The following is a 17,469-nucleotide window of genomic DNA, read 5'->3' on the forward strand; positions in this document are numbered from 1 at the left end:
CTCACCCGGTGCGGAGCCCCCTGTCGGATTCGAACCGACGACCTACGCATTACAAGTGCGTTGCTCTGGCCATCTGAGCTAAGGAGGCACTCGCGCGGCGGCGCGCGCGGAGGCTGGTCCACTGTACACAGAGCCGGTGAACGATGTGATTCGAAAATTTCGGCGAAGTTCACAGCCTCACAGGTACTGACAGATCAGGTGAACGCCAGGTACCGTCCTGTGCCAGTTCACCCGTGTGGACTACACCACACCACCTTCCTACAACGGATCGTCCGGCACGTTCCTGCCGGTAGAAGGGGGCCCATCACCATGGCCACTGTTACGTTCGACAAGGCGACCCGTATCTACCCGGGTTCCACCAAGCCCGCCGTCGACGGTCTCGACATCGCGATCGAGGACGGCGAGTTCCTCGTCCTGGTCGGCCCGTCCGGTTGTGGGAAGTCCACCTCGCTCCGCATGCTCGCGGGGCTCGAGGACGTGAACGGCGGCGCCATCCGCATCGGTGACCGCGACGTCACGCACCTGCCGCCCAAGGACCGGGACATCGCCATGGTGTTCCAGAACTACGCGCTCTACCCGCACATGACGGTCGCCGACAACATGGGCTTCGCGCTCAAGATCGCCGGCGTCAACAAGGCGGAGATCCGGCAGAAGGTCGAGGAGGCCGCGAAGATCCTCGACCTCACCGAGTACCTGGACCGCAAGCCGAAGGCGCTCTCCGGCGGTCAGCGCCAGCGTGTGGCGATGGGCCGCGCGATCGTGCGCGAGCCGCAGGTGTTCCTCATGGACGAGCCGCTGTCCAACCTGGACGCCAAGCTCCGCGTCTCCACCCGCACGCAGATCGCCTCGCTCCAGCGCCGCCTGGGCATCACCACCGTCTACGTCACCCACGACCAGGTCGAGGCCATGACGATGGGCGACCGCGTGGCGGTGCTCAAGGACGGTCTGCTCCAGCAGGTCGACAGCCCGCGCAACATGTACGACAAGCCCGCCAACCTCTTCGTCGCCGGCTTCATCGGCTCCCCGGCGATGAACCTGATCGAGGTCCCGATCACCGACGGCGGCGTGAAGTTCGGCAACAGCGTCGTCCCGGTCAGCCGGGAGGCCCTCAAGGCCGCCTCCGACAAGGGCGACCGCACGGTCACCGTCGGCGTCCGCCCCGAGCACTTCGACGTGGTGGAGCTGAACGGCGGCGCGGCCAAGACCCTGTCGAAGGACTCCGAGGACGCCCCGGCGGGTCTCGCGGTCTCCGTGAACGTCGTCGAGGAGACCGGCGCCGACGGCTACATCTACGGCACGGTCGAGGTCGGTGGCGAGTCGAAGGACCTCGTGGTCCGCGTCAGCAGCCGTGCGGTGCCGGAGAAGGGCGCGACCGTCCACGTCGTGCCGCGGCCGGGCGAGAGCCACGTCTTCTCGTCCTCCACGGGTGAGCGCCTCTCCGACTGACACCTCACCGGGCCGCGCCCGGCTCCGCGCTCGCCGGCAAACCGGAGCACGCGGAAACCACGCGGCCGGGTGAATTCACCCGCGTTGACGAAAAGAGCCCCGCAGCCTGCTGCGGGGCTCTTTTCGTTGTCGACAAATACCCCGGCACAACGGACGTTTCGAGCAGTGTGCGTCAACCCCTTACCCATTTCGACGCCGCTCCTCATCCCCTGAAAGGGTGACTAAATGTCGCCAAATCATTACCGGGCGCTACCCTCACTCGCGTGAAGCACTCCGTGAAGCACTCCACCACCCGACAGACGCGACGCGGCCGGGGCCCCGCCCACCGGATCGGCCGCTCTCTCGCCTTCGTCCTGCCCGTCGTCCTGGTGCTCTCCGGGACCCTCGCGGTCACCCGAGTCAACTGGTCGGGGGACCCCTCGGACTCGGTGCTCGCCGCGTCGGAGGCCTCCGCCGCCAAGGCCGCCTCCGCCCGGGCCGCCGAGCGCGCCCCGCACGAGGTGCTGCGCGACCGGCTGCTGACCGAACTGCAGGAGGAGGACCCGGGCGTGGCCCTGACCCACCTCCAGCAGGCGGTGAACGAGCGTCCGTCGCTGGCGGGGCACTGCGCCTCCATCGCCCGCGCCCTCGGCCGCGCCGCGGTCAAGGTGTACGGCCCCACGCGCGCCCAGTCGTACGCGCGCCCCGTCTGCGACACCGCCTTCGCCTCGGGCGTGCTGGCCGCCCACAGCTGAGGTGCCGTGCCCGGACGCCGTCCGCTGAGGCGCCGATGAACCCAGAGGCCGTGCGCTGCTGACGAGGTCGTGCGCCGAGGACTCCGCTCGGGCCCGCGGGGCGCCGCGTACAGTTCGGGCATGACCGATCCGAACGCCGCGTCCCGCCGCCCCGTTCAAGCCGTCGTCCTGGCCGGCGGTCAGGGTTCCCGGCTGCGCCCGTACACCGACGACCGGCCCAAGCCGATGGTGGAGATCCCGGGCACGGGGACCCCGATCATCGGCCATCAGCTCGCCTGGCTCGCCGAGGAGGGCGTGACGGACGTCGTGGTCTCCTGCGGCCATCTCGCCGAGGTGCTGCAGAAGTGGCTGGAGGCCGCCGACCTGCCGCTCTCCGTCACGACCGTCGTCGAGACCGAGCCGCTGGGCCGCGGCGGCGGCCTCAAGTACGCCGCCGCGCACCTGCCCCACCCGGACCGGCCCTGGTACGCCACGAACGGTGACATCTGGACCCGTTTCTCGCTGCGCGACATGGCCGACTTCCACGCCGAGCGGGACGCCGTCGCGACCCTCGCCCTGGCCCGTCCGCGGCTGCCGTGGGGCGCCGTGCAGACGGACGGCTTCGGCCACATCACCGACTTCATCGAGGCGCCGCCGTCGACCTTCGAGATCAACGCCGGCGTGTACGTCTTCTCGTCGGCGTTCGCCGCGATGCTCCCGGAGCGCGGTGACCACGAGCGGACGACGTTCCCGAGGCTGGCCCGCGAGCGCCGGCTGGCCGGTTTCCCGATCCCGCAGGGCTCCTACTGGCGTGCCATCGACACCGCGAAGGACCTGACGGAGGCGGCACGGGAGCTGGCGGCGCTGGCCGGCCGCTGAGCCTTCGGGCGGTCCGGGCAGCCGGTGGTTCGCCGTACGTACGCCGAAGGGGCCCCGCACACCTCATGTGCGGGGCCCCTTCGGCGTACGTACGGCCGCGTGGGCGGCGCTGGTGGTGGCTAGCCCAGGAGGCCGCCCACGAGGCGGCTGCCCGGCTCTCCGGTGGAGGAGGAGCCGCCGCCGTCGCTGTCGCTCGCGCCGCCGCCGGAGCCGCTGCCGCCGCCCGTCGTGGTGCCGCCCGCGGTCGGCCCGGCCGTGGTGCTCGGTGCCCGGTCGGCCGGGGTGGACTGCCGGGGCGGGGCCTGGCCCGTGGTGCCCTGGGTCTGGCTGGGCGTGGTGCCGGCGGTGGCGCTGCCGCTGTCGCGGGTCGCTCCGGACGTGGTCGCGGCGTCCTCGGAGGGGGTGGCCGCGTCACCGGTGGCGCCCCGGGTGGGCGAGGCGGAGGCCTCGGGTGAGGTCTTCGGCTCGCGGGTGCCGGGCTCCTGCGGGAGCGGGGAGCCGGGCAGTTCGTTGCGCGGGGCCTCGCCGGGCCCGGGGACGACCACCCGGTCGGCGTCCCGGACGGCTCCGCCGAGCAGCGAGCCGACCAGGAGGGTGACACCGGCGACGAGGAAGGTGACGAGGGCGCCGCGGCGCAGTACGTAGCGGCGCAGGTCCCAGATGTCGGCGCGGGGGCCGAGGCGTCGCCAGGCGCTGCCGGCGAGCCTGCCGTCCACGGAGTAGACGGGCGCGCCGGCGATGATCAGCGGGGACCAGGCGGCGAGGTAGATGATGTCGGGCGCGTCGTAGACCGGGACGCTCTTCCAGCTGACGGTGACGAGCAGCGCGGCGGACAGGCCGGCGCCGATGACGGCGGCGACGCGCTGCCAGCAGCCCAGGACGGTCAGGACGCCCACGAGCACCTGGAGGAAGGCGATCACCAGCCCGGCGCCGACGGGGTGGGCGAGGGCGAACTGGCGCAGCGGCTCGGCGACGTCCCAGGGGTGCAGGGTGTTGAGCCACTTGACCATGGAGCCGCGTTCGCCGCCGTCGAAGTAGACGGGGTCGCAGAGCTTGCCCATGCCGGCGTAGATGGAGATGAAGCCGAGGAAGACGCGCAGCGGGAGCAGCACGACGCCGAGGTTCATGCGGCGGCCCGGGAAGTAGGCGTGCCGTGCGTCGTCGTCGGCGTGCCGCCGGGTGCGCGGCTCGGGCTCTTCCGTGCCCTCGTCGTAGCCGTACCCGTCGTCGTACTGTCCGGGTCCGGTGGTGAAGTCCTCGCCGGTGTAGGCGGGTTCGTCGTAGGCGCTGCCGACGGTGCGCATGGCGGGCAGCAGCCGGGTGCCCTCGGGGACGGGGCCGCGCTGGGCGCCGACGAAGGGGGTCTCGATGGTCTCGGTGGCGGGCCCGTCGTCGTAGCCGTCGTAGCCGTCGTGGCCCGGGGCGCCGCCGTCGACGCCGACGCGGGGGATGACCTGGGTGGCTCCGGCGTCGGCGGAGGTGTCGGCGGCCGGGTCCTCGGCGTGGCGGCCGGCGCCGGCCCGCACCGCCTGGAGCAGGCGGTGGGCGCCGGTGTCGTCGGGGTCGGACCGCCCGCTCCAGACGACGGCGCGGCGGCGGGCGGCGGCCGGTGCGGTGCCCGTCACGGGCATGCGGGCGGTGTCCTGGGTGGCGCTCAAGTGCCGCGCGATCCGCGGGGACCGGGTCCGCCCGGCGGAGGCACCGAGCTGCACGCGGAAGCTCGCGTGATTGACGATGACCTGGGCCGGATCGCTCGGCACCTTCACCATGCTCAGCGCGGGAGCGTCGTCGTATCCCGACGAGCGGTCCCCCGTGGGTGTGCGGGGTGTTCTGGTGTCCACACTCATCTAACCGAGTGACGTGTGGTTAGGACACTGCCTTGACCGTCCAGATCTGTCCGGACCGCGTCAAACCTGCCCGAATCCCCCGGAACACCCCGTACGGGTTACGCCGCCGAACGCCCGTTCAGGAGCGCCGCCGTGCCGCCTCGTACAGCACGATGCCCGCCGCCACACCGGCGTTCAGGGACTCCGCGCCGCCGGGCATCGGGATCCGCACCCGGAAGTCGCAGGTCTCCCCGACGAGCCGGGACAGCCCCTTGCCCTCGCTGCCGACCACGATGACCACGGGCCCGTCCAGGGCCTCCAGGTCACCGAGTTCGGCCTCACCGTCGGCGGCGAGACCGACGACCGTGATCCCGGCCTTCTGGTACTGCTCCAGCGCCCGGGTGAGGTTGGTCGCGCGGGCCACCGGCGTGCGGGCGGCCGTACCGGCGGACGTCTTCCAGGCACCCGCCGTCATGCCGGCCGCGCGCCGCTCGGGCACGACCACGCCGTGGCCGCCGAAGGCGGAGACGGAGCGGACGACGGCACCGAGGTTGCGCGGGTCGGTCACGCCGTCGAGGGCGACGATCAGCGGGTCCGCGCCCTCGTCGTGGGCGGCGGCGACCAGGTCCTCGGGGTGCGCGTACTCGTACGGCGGGACTTGGAGGACGAGGCCCTGGTGGTTGAGCCCGTTGGTCATCCGGTCCAGCTCGGGGCGCGGCGCCTCCATGAGGTTGATGCCGCCGCGCTCGGCCGCGAGCTGGAGCGCCTCGCGCACCCGCTCGTCGTTGTCGATGAACTGCTGGACGTAGAGCGTCGAGGCGGGCACGCCGTCGCGCAGGGCCTCGTAGACGGGGTTGCGGCCGACGACGAGCTCGGACGTCGACCGGCCGCCGCCGCGCCGCTGCTGGGTGCGTCCCGTGGCGCGGCGCGCCTTGGCGTTGGCGGCGCGCTGCTTGGCGTGCCCCTTGCGCATCTCGGCGGGAGGCGTCGGCCCCTTGCCTTCCAGGCCCCGGCGCCGCTTGCCGCCGCTGCCGACCTGCGCGCCCTTCTTGCCGGACATGCGGCGGTTGTTCGCGGCCATGAGTTACCTGTCTCCGCTCTCTACGGGAGTGTGCGTCGTACGTGCGTCTTGTGCAGTGTGCCGCCCGGAGGGCCGGGCGGCACAATCGATCTACGGGTCCGGCCTCCGGCACCCGGCCGGATCAGCGGGAGCCGAGGCTCCAGCGGGGCCCCTGCGGGCCGTCCTCGATGACCAGCCCGGACCGGCCCAGCTCGTCGCGGATGGCGTCGGCGGTGGCCCAGTCCTTGCGGGCCCGCGCGGACTCCCGCTGGTCGAGGACGAGCCGTACGAGGCTGTCGACGACGTGCCGCAGGTCCTCGCCCTGCTCCTGCTCCCCCGCCCACTGCGGGGCCAGCGGGTCGAGTCCGAGCACACCGAGCATGGCCCGCACCTCGGCGAGGCGCCCGACGGCGGCCTCCTTGTCGTCGGCGGCCAGCGCGCTGTTGCCCTGCCGGACGGTGGTGTGCACGACCGCGAGGGCCCCCGGCACGCCCAGGTCGTCGTCCATCGCCTCGGCGAAGGCGGGCGGCACCTCGGCGGCGGGCTCGACGGCGTGGCCGGCCAGCTCGGTGACGCGCTGCACGAAGCCCTCGATCCGCGCGTACGCCGACTCGGCCTCGCGCAGGGACTCCTCGCTGTACTCGATGGTGGAGCGGTAGTGCGGGGTGCCCAGGTAGTACCGCAGCACGACCGGCCGCCACTTCTTCACCATCTCGCTCACGAGCACGCTGTTGCCGAGCGACTTCGACATCTTCTCGCCGCTCATGGTGACCCAGGCGTTGTGCACCCAGTACCGGGCGAAGGCGTCGCCGAAGCCCTCGGCCTGGGCGATCTCGTTCTCGTGGTGCGGGAAGATCAGGTCGATCCCGCCGCCGTGGATGTCGAACTCCTCGCCCAGGTACTTGTGCGCCATGGCGGAGCACTCCAGGTGCCAGCCGGGCCGCCCCCGTCCCCACGGCGTCTCCCAGCTCGGCTCCCCGGGCTTGGCCGCCTTCCACATGGCGAAGTCCCGCGGGTCCCGCTTGCCGGTCTCGCCCTCCCCGGAGGGCTGGCGCAGCTCGTCGAGGTCCTGGTTGGACAGCGACAGGTACCCGGGCAGGGACCGTACGTCGAAGTAGACGTTGCCCTCGGCCTCGTAGGCGTGGCCGCGCTCGATGAGGCCGCGCATCATCTCGACCATCTCGGTGATGTGACCGGTGGCGCGGGGCTCGTAGGTGGGCGGCAGGCAGCCGAGGGCGTCGTAGGCGTCGTTGAACGCCCGCTCGTTCTCGTACCCGATGGACCACCAGGGGCGGTTCTGGTCCGCGGCCTTCCTGATGATCTTGTCGTCGATGTCGGTGACGTTGCGGACGAACGTGACGTCGTAGCCGCGGTACGCGAACCAGCGGCGCATGATGTCGAAGTTCAGCCCGGACCGGATGTGCCCGATGTGCGGGGCGGCCTGCACGGTGGCACCGCACAGGTAGATCGAGACGCAGCCCGGCGTGAGGGGGGCGAAGTCACGGATCTGCCGGGCGCTGGTGTCGTACAGGCGAATAGTCACGACTCCAGGGTAGTGGGCGCGGGGCAGTGCCACGGGCACACAGACCCCTTGTCACCGAAGCCGGCTTCCGCCCCTCGGCCGACCGGGCCCGCAGGCGACGCCCGCCTCCTGGCCGACCGAGCCGGGTGGTCGGGTGGGCACAGGTCGGGGTCCAGGGGCGGAGCCCCTGGCGGGGTGCGGGGAGGAGCCTCGCGCGGCACACCCGACACCGGCACCCACCCGACGCCGGGTCAGCGCCCCCCTCGCTCACGCCCCGCTCAATCCACCCGTACGACCAACGCCGTGGCCACCGCCATCAGCCCTTCCCCCCGCCCGGGGAAGCCCAGCCCGTCCGTGGTCGCGCCGGACACGGACACCGGCGCCCCCACGGCCTCCGACAGGACCTTCTGCGCCTCGTCCCGCCGCTTGCCGATCTTCGGCCTCGGCCCGACCACCTGCACCGCCACGTTCCCGATCCGGAACCCCGCCGCCCGCACGATCCGCGCCGCCTCCGTCAGCAGCGTCACCCCGGACGCCCCGGACCACTCCGGGCGGCCGGTGCCGAAGTGCTGCCCGAGGTCACCGAGCCCCGCCGCGGAGAACAACGCGTTGCACGCGGCGTGCGCGACGACGTCCGCGTCGGAGTGCCCGGCCAGCCCGGCCCCCTCGCCCTCCCACTTCAGCCCGGCGCACCACAGCTCACGCCCGTCCTCGAAGGCGTGGATGTCCGTCCCGATCCCGACCTGCGGCAGCACCACGAACCCGGAACCGTCCGCCTCAGAACCCATCGTTCAGCCTCCTGCGCGCCAGCACCGCCTCCGCGAGCACCAGGTCGAGGGGCCGCGTCACCTTGAACGCCTCCTCGTGCCCCGGCACGACCACCACGGTCAGCCCGAGCTGCTCGACCATGCTCGCGTCGTCGGTGACGTTCTCGGTCACCGTCCCGTGGGCCCGCACCAGCGTCTCCCGGTCGAAGCCCTGCGGCGTCTGCACCGCACGCAGCCGCGCCCGCTCCGGCGTCGCCACCACCGGCTCCGGCTCGCCCGGCACCGCGGCCGGCTCGACCTGCTTGACCGTGTCGGCCGGCGGCAGCGCCGGCACCACGGCGGGCGCCCCCTCGCGCACGGCCTCGATCACGGTGTCCACGGTGTCCACCGGCACCAGCGGCCGGGCCGCGTCGTGCACGAGGACGATGTCGTACTCGGGCGGCAGCGCGTCCAGACCGAGCCGCACGGACTCCTGCCGCGACTCACCGCCGGGGACGACGAGGAAGTCCGTCCACTCCGGCAGCGCGTGCGCGTCGAGCAGGCTCTTGACCTCGGCAGCGCCGTCGGGCGGGGCGACGACCACGACGAGGGAGACCCGGCGGGAGGCGGCCATCGCCCGCACCGCGTGGATGAGCATGGGCGTGCCGCCCAGCGCGCGGAGTGCTTTCGGGGCGCCCGGTCCGAGCCGTACGCCCCGGCCGGCGGCCGGAATGACGGCCGCGGTCCGTGTGTTGGCACGGGTGTCGGTGGGCATCTCGGCGGGCGAGTGACGCGATTCGTCAGACATCGGTTCCTGTCAGGTTTGTGTGCTCGACCTAGTTGGGTATGGCCTCACCGTGCCGGGCGCGACGCCTTGACCGGACCCTTCCGTGACCCTGGTCGAGCCAGCAGCCCGGGCCCGGCACGCCAGGACGGGGGAAGTCTCCCGGGTGATCGTACGAGGACCTGGTCCGGGTACGAACATGCCGCAGCGCCCGGCGACAGCAAAGATGTCATCGGGCACCGCGGCATTTCAGTGCGCTGAACCGAGCGGGCAGCGGCCTGCGTCTCGCCTCGGGAGGCGTGTCAGGAGGCGAGCACCTCGTCGAGCAGGGCCTCCGCCTTGTCCTCGTTGGTGTTCTCCGCGAGAGCCAGCTCGCTCACCAGGATCTGGCGGGCCTTGGCGAGCATGCGCTTCTCACCTGCGGAGAGTCCGCGCTCGCGCTCGCGGCGCCACAGATCGCGGACGACTTCCGCGACCTTGATGACGTCGCCGGAGGCGAGCTTCTCCAGGTTTGCCTTGTAACGACGCGACCAGTTCGTGGGCTCCTCGGCGTACGGCGCGCGCAGCACCTCGAAGACCCGGTCCAGTCCGTCCTGACCGACCACATCACGCACGCCGACGAACTCCGCATTGTCCGCTGGCACACGTACCGTCAGATCGCCCTGGGCGACCTTCAGCACCAAGTAGGTCTTGTCCACGCCTTTGATCTGGCGAGTTTCGATAGCCTCGATCAGCGCGGCCCCGTGATGGGGATAGACCACGGTGTCGCCAACCTTGAACGTCATGTGACAGGTACCCCTTCCGTGGCTATCCAGGGTAACACGGATACGGCGTCTTCTGAATGGCGTTTTCGCAGGTCAGGGCATATCTCGGGGCTTGACAACAGCAACATGAACGTGCTGCGGCGGGCGAGCGGAAGAAAGTATTCGCAGGTCGGAGCGGCTCTTCAGGCGGGGCGAAACACGCACGTCACACACATCCGGAGGCCGTCTCACCTGTCCGAAGAACCCCATATGTCCGGTTCCAGGCGTGCGACTTCCGCTACTCCGTTCGGTGGCCGGGACGGGGTTCCGGCCGATTCCGGAATTGATCACCAGCCACCCCGGCCGGCGCTCGGATGATCAATTTCCTGTCCGTCCGCGCATTCCTTCACGGAAAATTCGCGCAGCGATCGGCGGCCCGTATGACGGGGGGCTTCTTATGCGAATGGCGGACGAGTACGGGCCGCAAAACGAGCCGCGGAGCAGTCCGCCGGCGACCCGCCGCACACCCGGAAGCGACCGGACGGGAGCGGGCCGCGCGGCCCGTCCTACCGCCTGCCGGGCGAAGCGGAACCCCTTCGGGGGAGGGTCGGGTGCGGCCGCCCGGGAACGGCTCGGTAGCCTAAGGCCGCTGACAGTCACTTAGGGCGGCTTTATCCGTTGCCGCCGCCTCGCTCGAGTCCAAGGAGTTGCCGCCGCCGTGAGCAGCAGCCTTCGACGCGGCGCCCTCGCCGCCGCCGCCATCGCGTTCTCGATCGCCTCGCTCGCCGCGTGCGGTGCCGGTCACAACGCCCAGTCGCTGGAGATCAAGCCGGACAACGCTGCGACGACGGTCGGTGACATCCAGATCCAGAACGCGGTCGTCATCACGCAGCCCGACCTGGAGTCGACCGGCCCCGCCGTGGTCTCCGCCACCTTCTTCAACAACGGCAGGACGGACCAGACCCTCGAGTCCATCACCGTGGACGGCACCGACAAGTCCGCCGAGCTGAAGCCCGCCAAGGGCCAGAAGGGCGCCGACGGCGGCCTCACCGTCCCGGCGGGCGGTTCCCTGATCCTCGGTGGCCAGGGCAACGCCTCCGCCGTCCTGCCGAGCAGCCGCGAGGCCGTCCAGGACGGCAACGCGCAGAAGATCACCTTCACCTTCAGCAAGACCGGCGAGGTGAGCCTGGAGGCCTTCGTCGTCCCGGCCGAGAGCTACTTCTCCGAGTGGGGCCCTAGCGACGTCCCGGCGGCGCCCGGCGCGTCGGCGCAGCCGTCCCAGGGCGAGTCCGGCCGTCCGTCCGACGGCGAGACCTCCGGCGCCCCGACCGACGGCGAGTCCGCCGGCGCCCCCTCCGGCGAGGCGGACGAGACCGGAGCGGCCACGGACGGCGCCTCCGAGGGGACCGGCGCCGAAGCCGGCCACTGAGCACCGCGGGTACGACGAAGGGCGGGACCTCTCCGGAGGCCCCGCCCTTCGTCGTACGTCGCGTGGGCGCCCGGAAGCGCCGGCCGCTCTATGGCTCGAACTTGTACCCGAGCCCGCGCACCGTCACCAGGTACCGCGGCGCGCCCGGGTCGGGCTCGATCTTGGCGCGCAGCCGCTTGACGTGGACGTCGAGGGTCTTGGTGTCACCGACGTAGTCGGCGCCCCACACCCGGTCGATCAGCTGCATGCGGGTCAGCACGCGGCCGGCGTTGCGCAGCAGCATCTCCAGCAGGTCGAACTCCTTGAGCGGCAGGTCGACCTTGGTGCCGCCCACGGTCACCACGTGCCGGTCGACGTCCATGCGGACGGGACCGGCCTCCAGGGCGGCCGGGGCGACCTCCTCCGGCTCGCCGCGCCGGCGCAGTACGGCACGGATGCGGGCGACCAGCTCGCGGGAGGAGAAGGGCTTGGTGACGTAGTCGTCGGCCCCTATCTCCAGCCCGACGACCTTGTCGATCTCGCTGTCCTTGGCGGTCACCATGATCACGGGAACGTTCGATCGGCCGCGCAGCTGGCGGCAGACCTCGGTGCCCGGCAGACCGGGCAGCATCAGGTCGAGGAGGACGAGGTCGGCGCCGTTGCGCTCGAACTCGTCGAGTCCGTCGGGGCCGGTGGTCGCGACGGCGACCTCGAAGCCCTCCTTGCGGAGCATGTACGACAGGACGTCGGAGAAGGACTCCTCGTCCTCGACGACGAGCACACGGGTCACGGAAGGACCTCCGGGGCGGGAAGCGTTTCGTACGGGGAAGTATGGGGGGATGAGGGGGACCGCTCGTGCTCGGCGCTGAGTCCGGTGCGGTCGGGTCGCCGCTGTGCGCGGTCGCGGGCGGGGCCCGACTCCGGCAGTCGCAGCGTGAAGGTGGAGCCCTGGCCTTCGGCGCTCCACACCGTGACCTCCCCGCCGTGCGAGGCGACCACGTGCTTGACGATCGCGAGACCCAGACCGGTGCCTCCGGTGGCCCGGGAGCGGGCGGGGTCCACGCGGTAGAAGCGCTCGAAGACGCGCTCCTTGTCCTTCTCCGAGATGCCGATGCCCTGGTCGGTCACGGCGATCTCGATCAGGTCGCCGCCGGGAGCGTTCACGCGTCGGGCGGCTATGCCGACGCGGGTGCGGGCGGGCGAGTAGTTGACGGCGTTCTCGACGAGGTTGCCGAGCGCGGCGGCGAGCTGGCCGCGGTTGCCGCGCACGTGCAGATCCGCCGTTCCTCCGGCGGCCATGGTGATCTGCTTGGTGCCGGCCGCCTGCCGGCAGCGGTCGATGGCCTCGGCGACCAGCTCGTCCACGCGGACGGGCTCGGCGTCGTCGAGGGGGTCGTCGTTCTGGACCCGGGACAGGTCGATGAGCTCCTGCACCAGGTTGGTGAGCCGGGTGGCCTCGATCTGCATCCGCCCGGCGAACCGCTCCACGGCCTCCGGATCGTCGGAGGCGTCCATGACAGCCTCGGACAGCAGCGAGAGCGCGCCCACCGGCGTCTTCAGCTCGTGGCTCACATTGGCGACGAAGTCGCGCCGTACGGCCTCGATGCGACGGGCCTCGGTGAGGTCCTCGACCAGCAGCAGCACCAGCCGCGACCCGAGCGGCGCGACGCGCGCGGAGACGGCGAGGGCCTCCCCCCGCCCGTTCCCGCGCCTCGGCAGGTCCAGCTCGACCTGCCGTATCTCGCCGTCGCGGCGGGTGTCCCGGGCCATCTGGAGCATCGGCTCGACGGCGAGCTTGCCGCCCCGGACCAGTCCGAGGGCGTACGCCGCCGAGCTGGCCTTGACCACCACGTCGGCCTCGTCGAGGACGACGGCGGAGGAGCGCAGCACCGACAGCACGGTGTCGACGCCGGGCGGGAGCACCGGGTCCGTGTGGAGCGAGGTGCGCGTGGGGCGCTTCTGCTCCCGCTCGCTCCAGCGGAACGCCAGCATGGCGATGACGCCGGTGAGCACTCCGGCGATCGCTGCCGCTGCGGCGACCGCCGCGTTCACGTCCATGCCTCCAGGTTAGGCACGGCGAACGGCCCCGCCCCAGCCATCCGACTGCGACCTCGAACACTCGTCGCCCAGAGTTCACCTTGGAGCCAGGGATGGTTCATTTGGGGTGCCGGAAACGGACGCGTACAGGCCGGAACGTGTAAGCGTGGGGGCACGGCAAGGGGTGCGAGCCGATGCGAACCGGCGCGAGCCTCCTAAACGGACGTACGAGAGGGAACCCTGATGCGGGACGCGTACCACGAGGAACTGGATTCGATCGGCGACGGTCTGGTGGAGATGGCCCGGCTGGTCGGGTCGGCGATCGGACGCGCCACGACCGCGATCCTCGACTCCGACCTGAAGCTGGCCGAGGCCGTCATCGAGGCCGACCAGAAGGTCGACGAACTCCAGCACGAGCTGGAGGCCCGGGCGATAACCCTGCTGGCCCGGCAGCAGCCGGTCGCCACCGACCTGCGCATCGTCGTCACCTCGCTGCGGATGTCGGCCGACCTGGAGCGCTCGGGCGACCTGGCCCAGCACGTGGCCAAGCTGGCCCGGCTGCGCTACCCGGACCGCGCGGTGCCGCACGACCTGCACGCGACCATCCTGGAGATGGGCCAGCTCGCGCAGCGCCTGATGGCGAAGGCGGCCGAGGTGATCACCACGAAGGACGTCGACCTGGCCCTCCAGCTGGAGCAGGACGACGACGCGATGGACCTCCTGCACCGGACCCTCTTCCAGCACCTGATGGACGACCGCTGGAAGCACGGCATCGAGACGGCCGTCGACGTCACCCTCCTGGGCCGCTACTACGAGCGCTACGCCGACCACGCCGTCGCGGTCGCCAAGCGCGTGGTCTACCTGGTCACCGGCGAGCACGCGGACGAGCTCCAGCCGGACATCCAGCCGACGACGCAGGTCGAGGGCGCCTGAGACCGCTCGGGCCTCCTGGGGGCGCACGTGGTCACCCCAGTGCGCCGTTGATGCGACGGCCGCTGCGGGCGTGCAATGGACCGAGGCACACCAGCCTCCAGGAGGAACCATGGCCGATTCCCCCAGCACGCCCGGCACGAAGCAGCCCGACCCCACCCGGGAACGCCGCACCGAGCGGCCCCCGGAGATCCGCGCCCTGCCCCTGATCGCGGCCTGCGGCTGCGGCTCGGGCTGCGGCTGCGGCTGCCAGTCGGGAAACCCCTGCCAGTGCGGCTGACCCGCTCGTAGCGTCAGCGCCGACCGAGCGAAGGAACGGCGGCCGGTTCGCCCCGGCCGCCGTAGGCGCGCACCCTGGAAGAAAGACCCTGAAGGGGGTGCGAGGCCATGGCTCACTTCATGGACGTGCACCACGGCATGCACGGCATCACCGCGGACCAGCTCCACGAGGCCCACCAGGCGGACCTCGCCCTGGAGAAGGACGAGAACGTCCACTTCGAACACGCGTGGGCGGACCCGGGCTCCGGCACCGTCTACTGCCTCTCCGAGGCCCCGTCGGCCGACGCGGTCCAGCGCGTCCACGAACGCGCGGGCCACAGGGCGGACGAGATCCACGAGGTCTCGCTGACGGTCTAGGCCCGGGCCCCGCTTTGAGTACGGGTACTCAGGCTCCCCGGCGTGCCGCGTCCCACCCTGGAACAGGAAGAGGACGAAGACGACCCCGGGGAGACCGAGACCCGATGAAGACCAGCACCCGGATACGCACGCTCACCCGCCTGACCGTCGCCAACCGCGCTTCGGCCGTCTACCTGGCCCTGGTCGGCGGCGCGATGGCCGTCGCGGCCCTGGAACCCCTGTTCGCGAACACCCCGGACGCCTCCCTCATCTGGGTCTGGCCGGCCCTGTTCACCTTCCCGGCCTTCGGCTTCGTGGCGTGGCTCGGCGAGGCGGGCTGGGGCGGCGACGCCCCGGCGTGGTTCCTCGTCGGCGGCATCGTGCTGTCGGCGCTGGTCCAGTCACTGGCGCTGGGGGCGGCGTGGGAGGGGCTGCGAGGCCGGCGGCGGGGGCGGCTGACGACGGCGGGCTGAGCCGCGGCCGAACCTCATGGTCGGGCAACCGCAACTCATAGGGGCACGTTTTACATAAACGTGCCCCTGTAAGCGGGGAGCCCGCAGGAGGACCCCGCGCACCGAGCGGCACGCCAGAATCCGGGACCCGCGCCCTCCCCCACCCGACCGAACCGGACCCCAACGATCGGGAAGCGCACCCCCGCCCCCTGCCACGGTGGATGTCGAAAGGAGGCCTCGTGATCTCGGCACTCAACAAGCTCATCGACCTCGTCGAGGAACACCTCACCGAGGAACTCGACGTCCCCGCACTGGCCGGAACGCTCGGCACCACCGAGTACCACCTGCGCCGGATGTTCTCGTCGCTGGCGGGCATGCCGCTGTCGGAGTACGTGCGCCGGCGCCGCATGACGGTCGCCGCCGCCGACGTCGTACGCGGTGAGGACGACCTGCTGAGCATCGCCGTACGTCACGGATACGGCTCCACGGAGGCGTTCGGACGTGCGTTCCGGGCGGTCCACGGCGCCGCTCCGCGTGACGTACGCCGTGACGGAGGCCCCCTTCAGACACAACCGCAGCTCAGGTTCCGCCTGACCGTCGAAGGGAGCACCCCCATGGACACCCGCTTCGCCGACCGCCCCGCCTTCCGCCTGATCGGCCACGCCACCCGCGTCCCGCTCATCCACGAGGGCGTCAACCCGCACATCCAGCAGCACATCGCCGCGCTGCCGCAGCAGGAGCACGCCCGCCTGAAGTCCCTCGGCGACACCGACCCGGCGGGCCTGCTCCAGGTCTGCGACGACCTGGCCCCCGACAGCCCCGAGGGCAGCGAACTGACCTACCTGCACGGGGTCGCCGTCACCCGGGACACCCCGGCCCCCGACGACCTCGACGCCATCGAGGTGCCGGCCGGCCGGTGGGTGGTCTTCCGCAGCGCGGGCCCGTACCCGGAAACCCTCCAGGCGACCTGGGCGGCCACCGCCTCGGAATGGTTCCCGTCCAACCCGTGGCGACTGCGCCCGGGCCCCTCGATCGTCGCCGTCCTCGACCGCGCGGAGGACTTCTCGACGGCGACCTGCGAACTGTGGCTCCCGGTGGAGCCCGCGTAAGTCCCTCGAAGAGGGCGGGACGACCGGATTCGAACCGGCGTCCTCGCGGTTCTGGAGACCGCTCGCGTCGACCACTGCGCTACGTCCCGCCCTCGGCCGCGATCGTAACGGCCGAGGGCGGGACGGTCGCGCGGGATTCGCGGGTGTCCTGCGCGAAGTAGGACACGATCTGACCTCGATGCCTCATAGCGTGGTCCTACACCGACGGAGCAGGAACCCCGGAAGGCGGACACCATGACCTCCAACGAGCAGACCACCCGCGAAGCGGCCACGGCGACGGCAGCCACCGGCGAGCGCGCCGACCTGCTGGAGATGCTGGCCAAGCACCGGCACTTCCTGCGCTTCACCACCCGCGACCTCACCGACGAGCAGGCCGGCCTCCGGCCCACCGCCAGCGAGCTGTGCCTGGGCGGTCTGATCAAGCACGTGACGTCGGTCGAGCGGGGCTGGGTCGACTTCATCCTGGAGGGCCCGTCCGCGATGGGCGACTTCACGGCCATGACCGAGGCCGACTGGGCCGAGCGGGACGCCGAGTTCCGCATGCTGCCCGGTGAGACGCTGGACGGCGTACTGGCCGCCTACGCCGAGGTCGCCCGCCGCACCGACGACCTGGTCGCCACCCTCCCCGACCTCGACGCATCGTGGCCGCTGCCGAAGGCCCCGTGGTTCGAGGCCGACGCACAGTGGTCGGCCCGCCGGGTGCTGATGCACATCATCGCCGAGACCGCCCAGCACGCCGGTCACGCCGACATCATCCGGGAGACCCTGGACGGCGCGAAGAGCATGGGCTGACGGCTCGGGTGCCGGGGGGGAGGCGGGGCCCTCGGCGGAGCTACAGACCGCGAAGCGCCTCGTAGAGGTCTCCGTAGGCACTCCAGCAGTCGACGCTGCCGTCGTCGTTCAGGCTGCCCATGTACCAGTCCTCGTCGCCGACCGGCTGCACCAGGCACAGCCTGTGAAATCCGAGGATGGTCTCGGGGTGAAGCCGTTCGTCTCCTCCCGAGCCACCCACCCACCTCACGACGCGATCGGCGCCGAGGGCGGCGGCCCGCCCGTCTCCGGAGACCTCGCGGACCTTCTCCAGGGTCCACCCCGCCGGTAGCCGTCCGCCTGCCATCACACGATGATGACAGCCGCCACCCCGGCCCAGGCGGGCGCCATCCGCGACTGCCCCGGCACCAGCTGAGCCCGGCGCGTCA

The 17,469-nt window shown here is 71.8% G+C and carries 19 protein-coding genes and 2 tRNA genes; 10 read left to right on the forward strand and 11 right to left on the reverse strand.

Annotated features, from left to right (window positions below; genetic code table 11):
• Positions 1-14 precede the first annotated feature (14 nt).
• A tRNA-Thr gene (locus tag ACLIN4_RS15915) sits at positions 15-88 on the reverse strand.
• 221 nt (positions 89-309) lie between these two features.
• Between ACLIN4_RS15915 and msiK the strand changes: the two genes are divergently transcribed.
• From msiK to ACLIN4_RS15930, 3 genes are all read left to right on the forward strand, one after another.
• Entirely contained in the window at positions 310-1,446 is a 1,137-nt protein-coding gene (gene msiK, locus ACLIN4_RS15920; RefSeq protein ID WP_100049706.1) for a diacetylchitobiose ABC transporter ATP-binding protein MsiK, read from the forward strand.
• Between the two features lie 275 nt (positions 1,447-1,721).
• Positions 1,722-2,180: a hypothetical protein gene (locus ACLIN4_RS15925; protein WP_100049811.1), complete on the forward strand. Its 459-nt coding sequence runs from the start codon at positions 1,722-1,724 to the stop codon at positions 2,178-2,180.
• A gap of 120 nt (positions 2,181-2,300) precedes the next feature.
• Positions 2,301-3,038, forward strand: coding sequence for a nucleotidyltransferase family protein (locus ACLIN4_RS15930; RefSeq protein WP_307652595.1), 738 nt, complete (start codon positions 2,301-2,303; stop codon positions 3,036-3,038).
• Positions 3,039-3,157: 119 nt separating this feature from the next.
• Here the strand turns inward: ACLIN4_RS15930 and ACLIN4_RS15935 are convergent, their stop codons facing one another.
• The 6 genes from ACLIN4_RS15935 to ACLIN4_RS15960 all read right to left on the reverse strand — a co-directional run bounded on the left by ACLIN4_RS15935 (position 3,158) and on the right by ACLIN4_RS15960 (position 9,761).
• The gene (locus tag ACLIN4_RS15935; protein ID WP_289908083.1) at positions 3,158-4,885 is read right to left on the reverse strand and encodes a DoxX family protein; all 1,728 of its coding nucleotides are present in this window, start codon (positions 4,883-4,885) and stop codon (positions 3,158-3,160) included.
• Positions 4,886-5,003: 118 nt separating this feature from the next.
• A complete protein-coding gene (gene rlmB, locus ACLIN4_RS15940) occupies positions 5,004-5,945 on the reverse strand; it encodes a 23S rRNA (guanosine(2251)-2'-O)-methyltransferase RlmB (RefSeq protein WP_043381893.1) in 942 nt (313 codons plus the stop codon).
• 121 nt (positions 5,946-6,066) lie between these two features.
• The gene (gene cysS, locus ACLIN4_RS15945; RefSeq protein ID WP_269956581.1) at positions 6,067-7,467 is read right to left on the reverse strand and encodes a cysteine--tRNA ligase; all 1,401 of its coding nucleotides are present in this window, start codon (positions 7,465-7,467) and stop codon (positions 6,067-6,069) included.
• A 257-nt stretch (positions 7,468-7,724) separates the two neighbouring features.
• Positions 7,725-8,234 carry a 2-C-methyl-D-erythritol 2,4-cyclodiphosphate synthase gene (gene ispF, locus ACLIN4_RS15950; protein ID WP_107476089.1) on the reverse strand — a complete coding sequence of 170 codons (510 nt, stop codon included), beginning with the start codon at positions 8,232-8,234 and terminating at the stop codon, positions 7,725-7,727.
• Positions 8,224-9,000 carry a 2-C-methyl-D-erythritol 4-phosphate cytidylyltransferase gene (ispD, locus tag ACLIN4_RS15955; RefSeq protein WP_107476090.1) on the reverse strand — a complete coding sequence of 259 codons (777 nt, stop codon included), beginning with the start codon at positions 8,998-9,000 and terminating at the stop codon, positions 8,224-8,226. Before ispD ends, ispF begins: the two co-directional genes overlap by 11 nt.
• A 278-nt stretch (positions 9,001-9,278) precedes the next feature.
• Positions 9,279-9,761, reverse strand: a complete 483-nt coding sequence (locus ACLIN4_RS15960; protein ID WP_003953493.1) for a CarD family transcriptional regulator — start codon at positions 9,759-9,761, stop codon at positions 9,279-9,281.
• A 676-nt stretch (positions 9,762-10,437) separates the two neighbouring features.
• Between ACLIN4_RS15960 and ACLIN4_RS15965 the strand changes: the two genes are divergently transcribed.
• On the forward strand, positions 10,438-11,148 hold the full coding sequence (locus ACLIN4_RS15965; RefSeq protein WP_289908078.1) for a DUF461 domain-containing protein: 711 nt from the start codon (positions 10,438-10,440) through the stop codon (positions 11,146-11,148).
• Positions 11,149-11,236: 88 nt separating this feature from the next.
• On the opposite strand, the gene ACLIN4_RS15970 is transcribed toward ACLIN4_RS15965, so the two are convergent.
• Positions 11,237-11,917: a response regulator transcription factor gene (locus ACLIN4_RS15970; protein ID WP_043381903.1), complete on the reverse strand. Its 681-nt coding sequence runs from the start codon at positions 11,915-11,917 to the stop codon at positions 11,237-11,239.
• Positions 11,914-13,185 (reverse strand): sensor histidine kinase, encoded by a 1,272-nt coding sequence (locus ACLIN4_RS15975; protein WP_411575922.1) that lies wholly within the window; start codon positions 13,183-13,185, stop codon positions 11,914-11,916. Before ACLIN4_RS15975 ends, ACLIN4_RS15970 begins: the two co-directional genes overlap by 4 nt.
• A gap of 222 nt (positions 13,186-13,407) precedes the next feature.
• Between ACLIN4_RS15975 and phoU the strand changes: the two genes are divergently transcribed.
• The 5 genes from phoU (at position 13,408) to ACLIN4_RS16000 (ending at position 16,270) form a co-directional block, all read left to right on the forward strand.
• Entirely contained in the window at positions 13,408-14,097 is a 690-nt protein-coding gene (phoU, locus tag ACLIN4_RS15980) for a phosphate signaling complex protein PhoU (RefSeq protein WP_100047552.1), read from the forward strand.
• Between the two features lie 109 nt (positions 14,098-14,206).
• Entirely contained in the window at positions 14,207-14,374 is a 168-nt protein-coding gene (locus ACLIN4_RS15985; protein WP_107489139.1) for a hypothetical protein, read from the forward strand.
• A 107-nt stretch (positions 14,375-14,481) separates the two neighbouring features.
• A complete protein-coding gene (locus ACLIN4_RS15990) occupies positions 14,482-14,730 on the forward strand; it encodes an SCO4226 family nickel-binding protein (RefSeq protein WP_381915028.1) in 249 nt (82 codons plus the stop codon).
• Between the two features lie 104 nt (positions 14,731-14,834).
• The gene (locus tag ACLIN4_RS15995) at positions 14,835-15,182 is read left to right on the forward strand and encodes an SCO4225 family membrane protein (protein WP_107476092.1); all 348 of its coding nucleotides are present in this window, start codon (positions 14,835-14,837) and stop codon (positions 15,180-15,182) included.
• A 218-nt stretch (positions 15,183-15,400) separates the two neighbouring features.
• Positions 15,401-16,270 (forward strand): AraC family transcriptional regulator, encoded by an 870-nt coding sequence (locus tag ACLIN4_RS16000; protein ID WP_289908075.1) that lies wholly within the window; start codon positions 15,401-15,403, stop codon positions 16,268-16,270.
• A gap of 14 nt (positions 16,271-16,284) precedes the next feature.
• Here the strand turns inward: ACLIN4_RS16000 and ACLIN4_RS16005 are convergent.
• A tRNA-Trp gene (locus tag ACLIN4_RS16005) sits at positions 16,285-16,359 on the reverse strand.
• A 145-nt stretch (positions 16,360-16,504) separates the two neighbouring features.
• On the opposite strand from ACLIN4_RS16005, the gene ACLIN4_RS16010 reads away from it, so the two are divergent.
• Positions 16,505-17,062, forward strand: coding sequence for a DinB family protein (locus ACLIN4_RS16010; protein ID WP_411575923.1), 558 nt, complete (start codon positions 16,505-16,507; stop codon positions 17,060-17,062).
• Between the two features lie 40 nt (positions 17,063-17,102).
• Here the strand turns inward: ACLIN4_RS16010 and ACLIN4_RS16015 are convergent, their stop codons facing one another.
• Positions 17,103-17,387 (reverse strand): hypothetical protein, encoded by a 285-nt coding sequence (locus ACLIN4_RS16015; protein WP_107476094.1) that lies wholly within the window; start codon positions 17,385-17,387, stop codon positions 17,103-17,105.
• Between the last annotated feature and the right edge of the window lie 82 nt (positions 17,388-17,469).

Origin of the sequence: Streptomyces mutabilis, from assembly GCF_046628145.1 — a bacterium.
GTDB lineage: Bacteria > Actinomycetota > Actinomycetes > Streptomycetales > Streptomycetaceae > Streptomyces > Streptomyces mutabilis.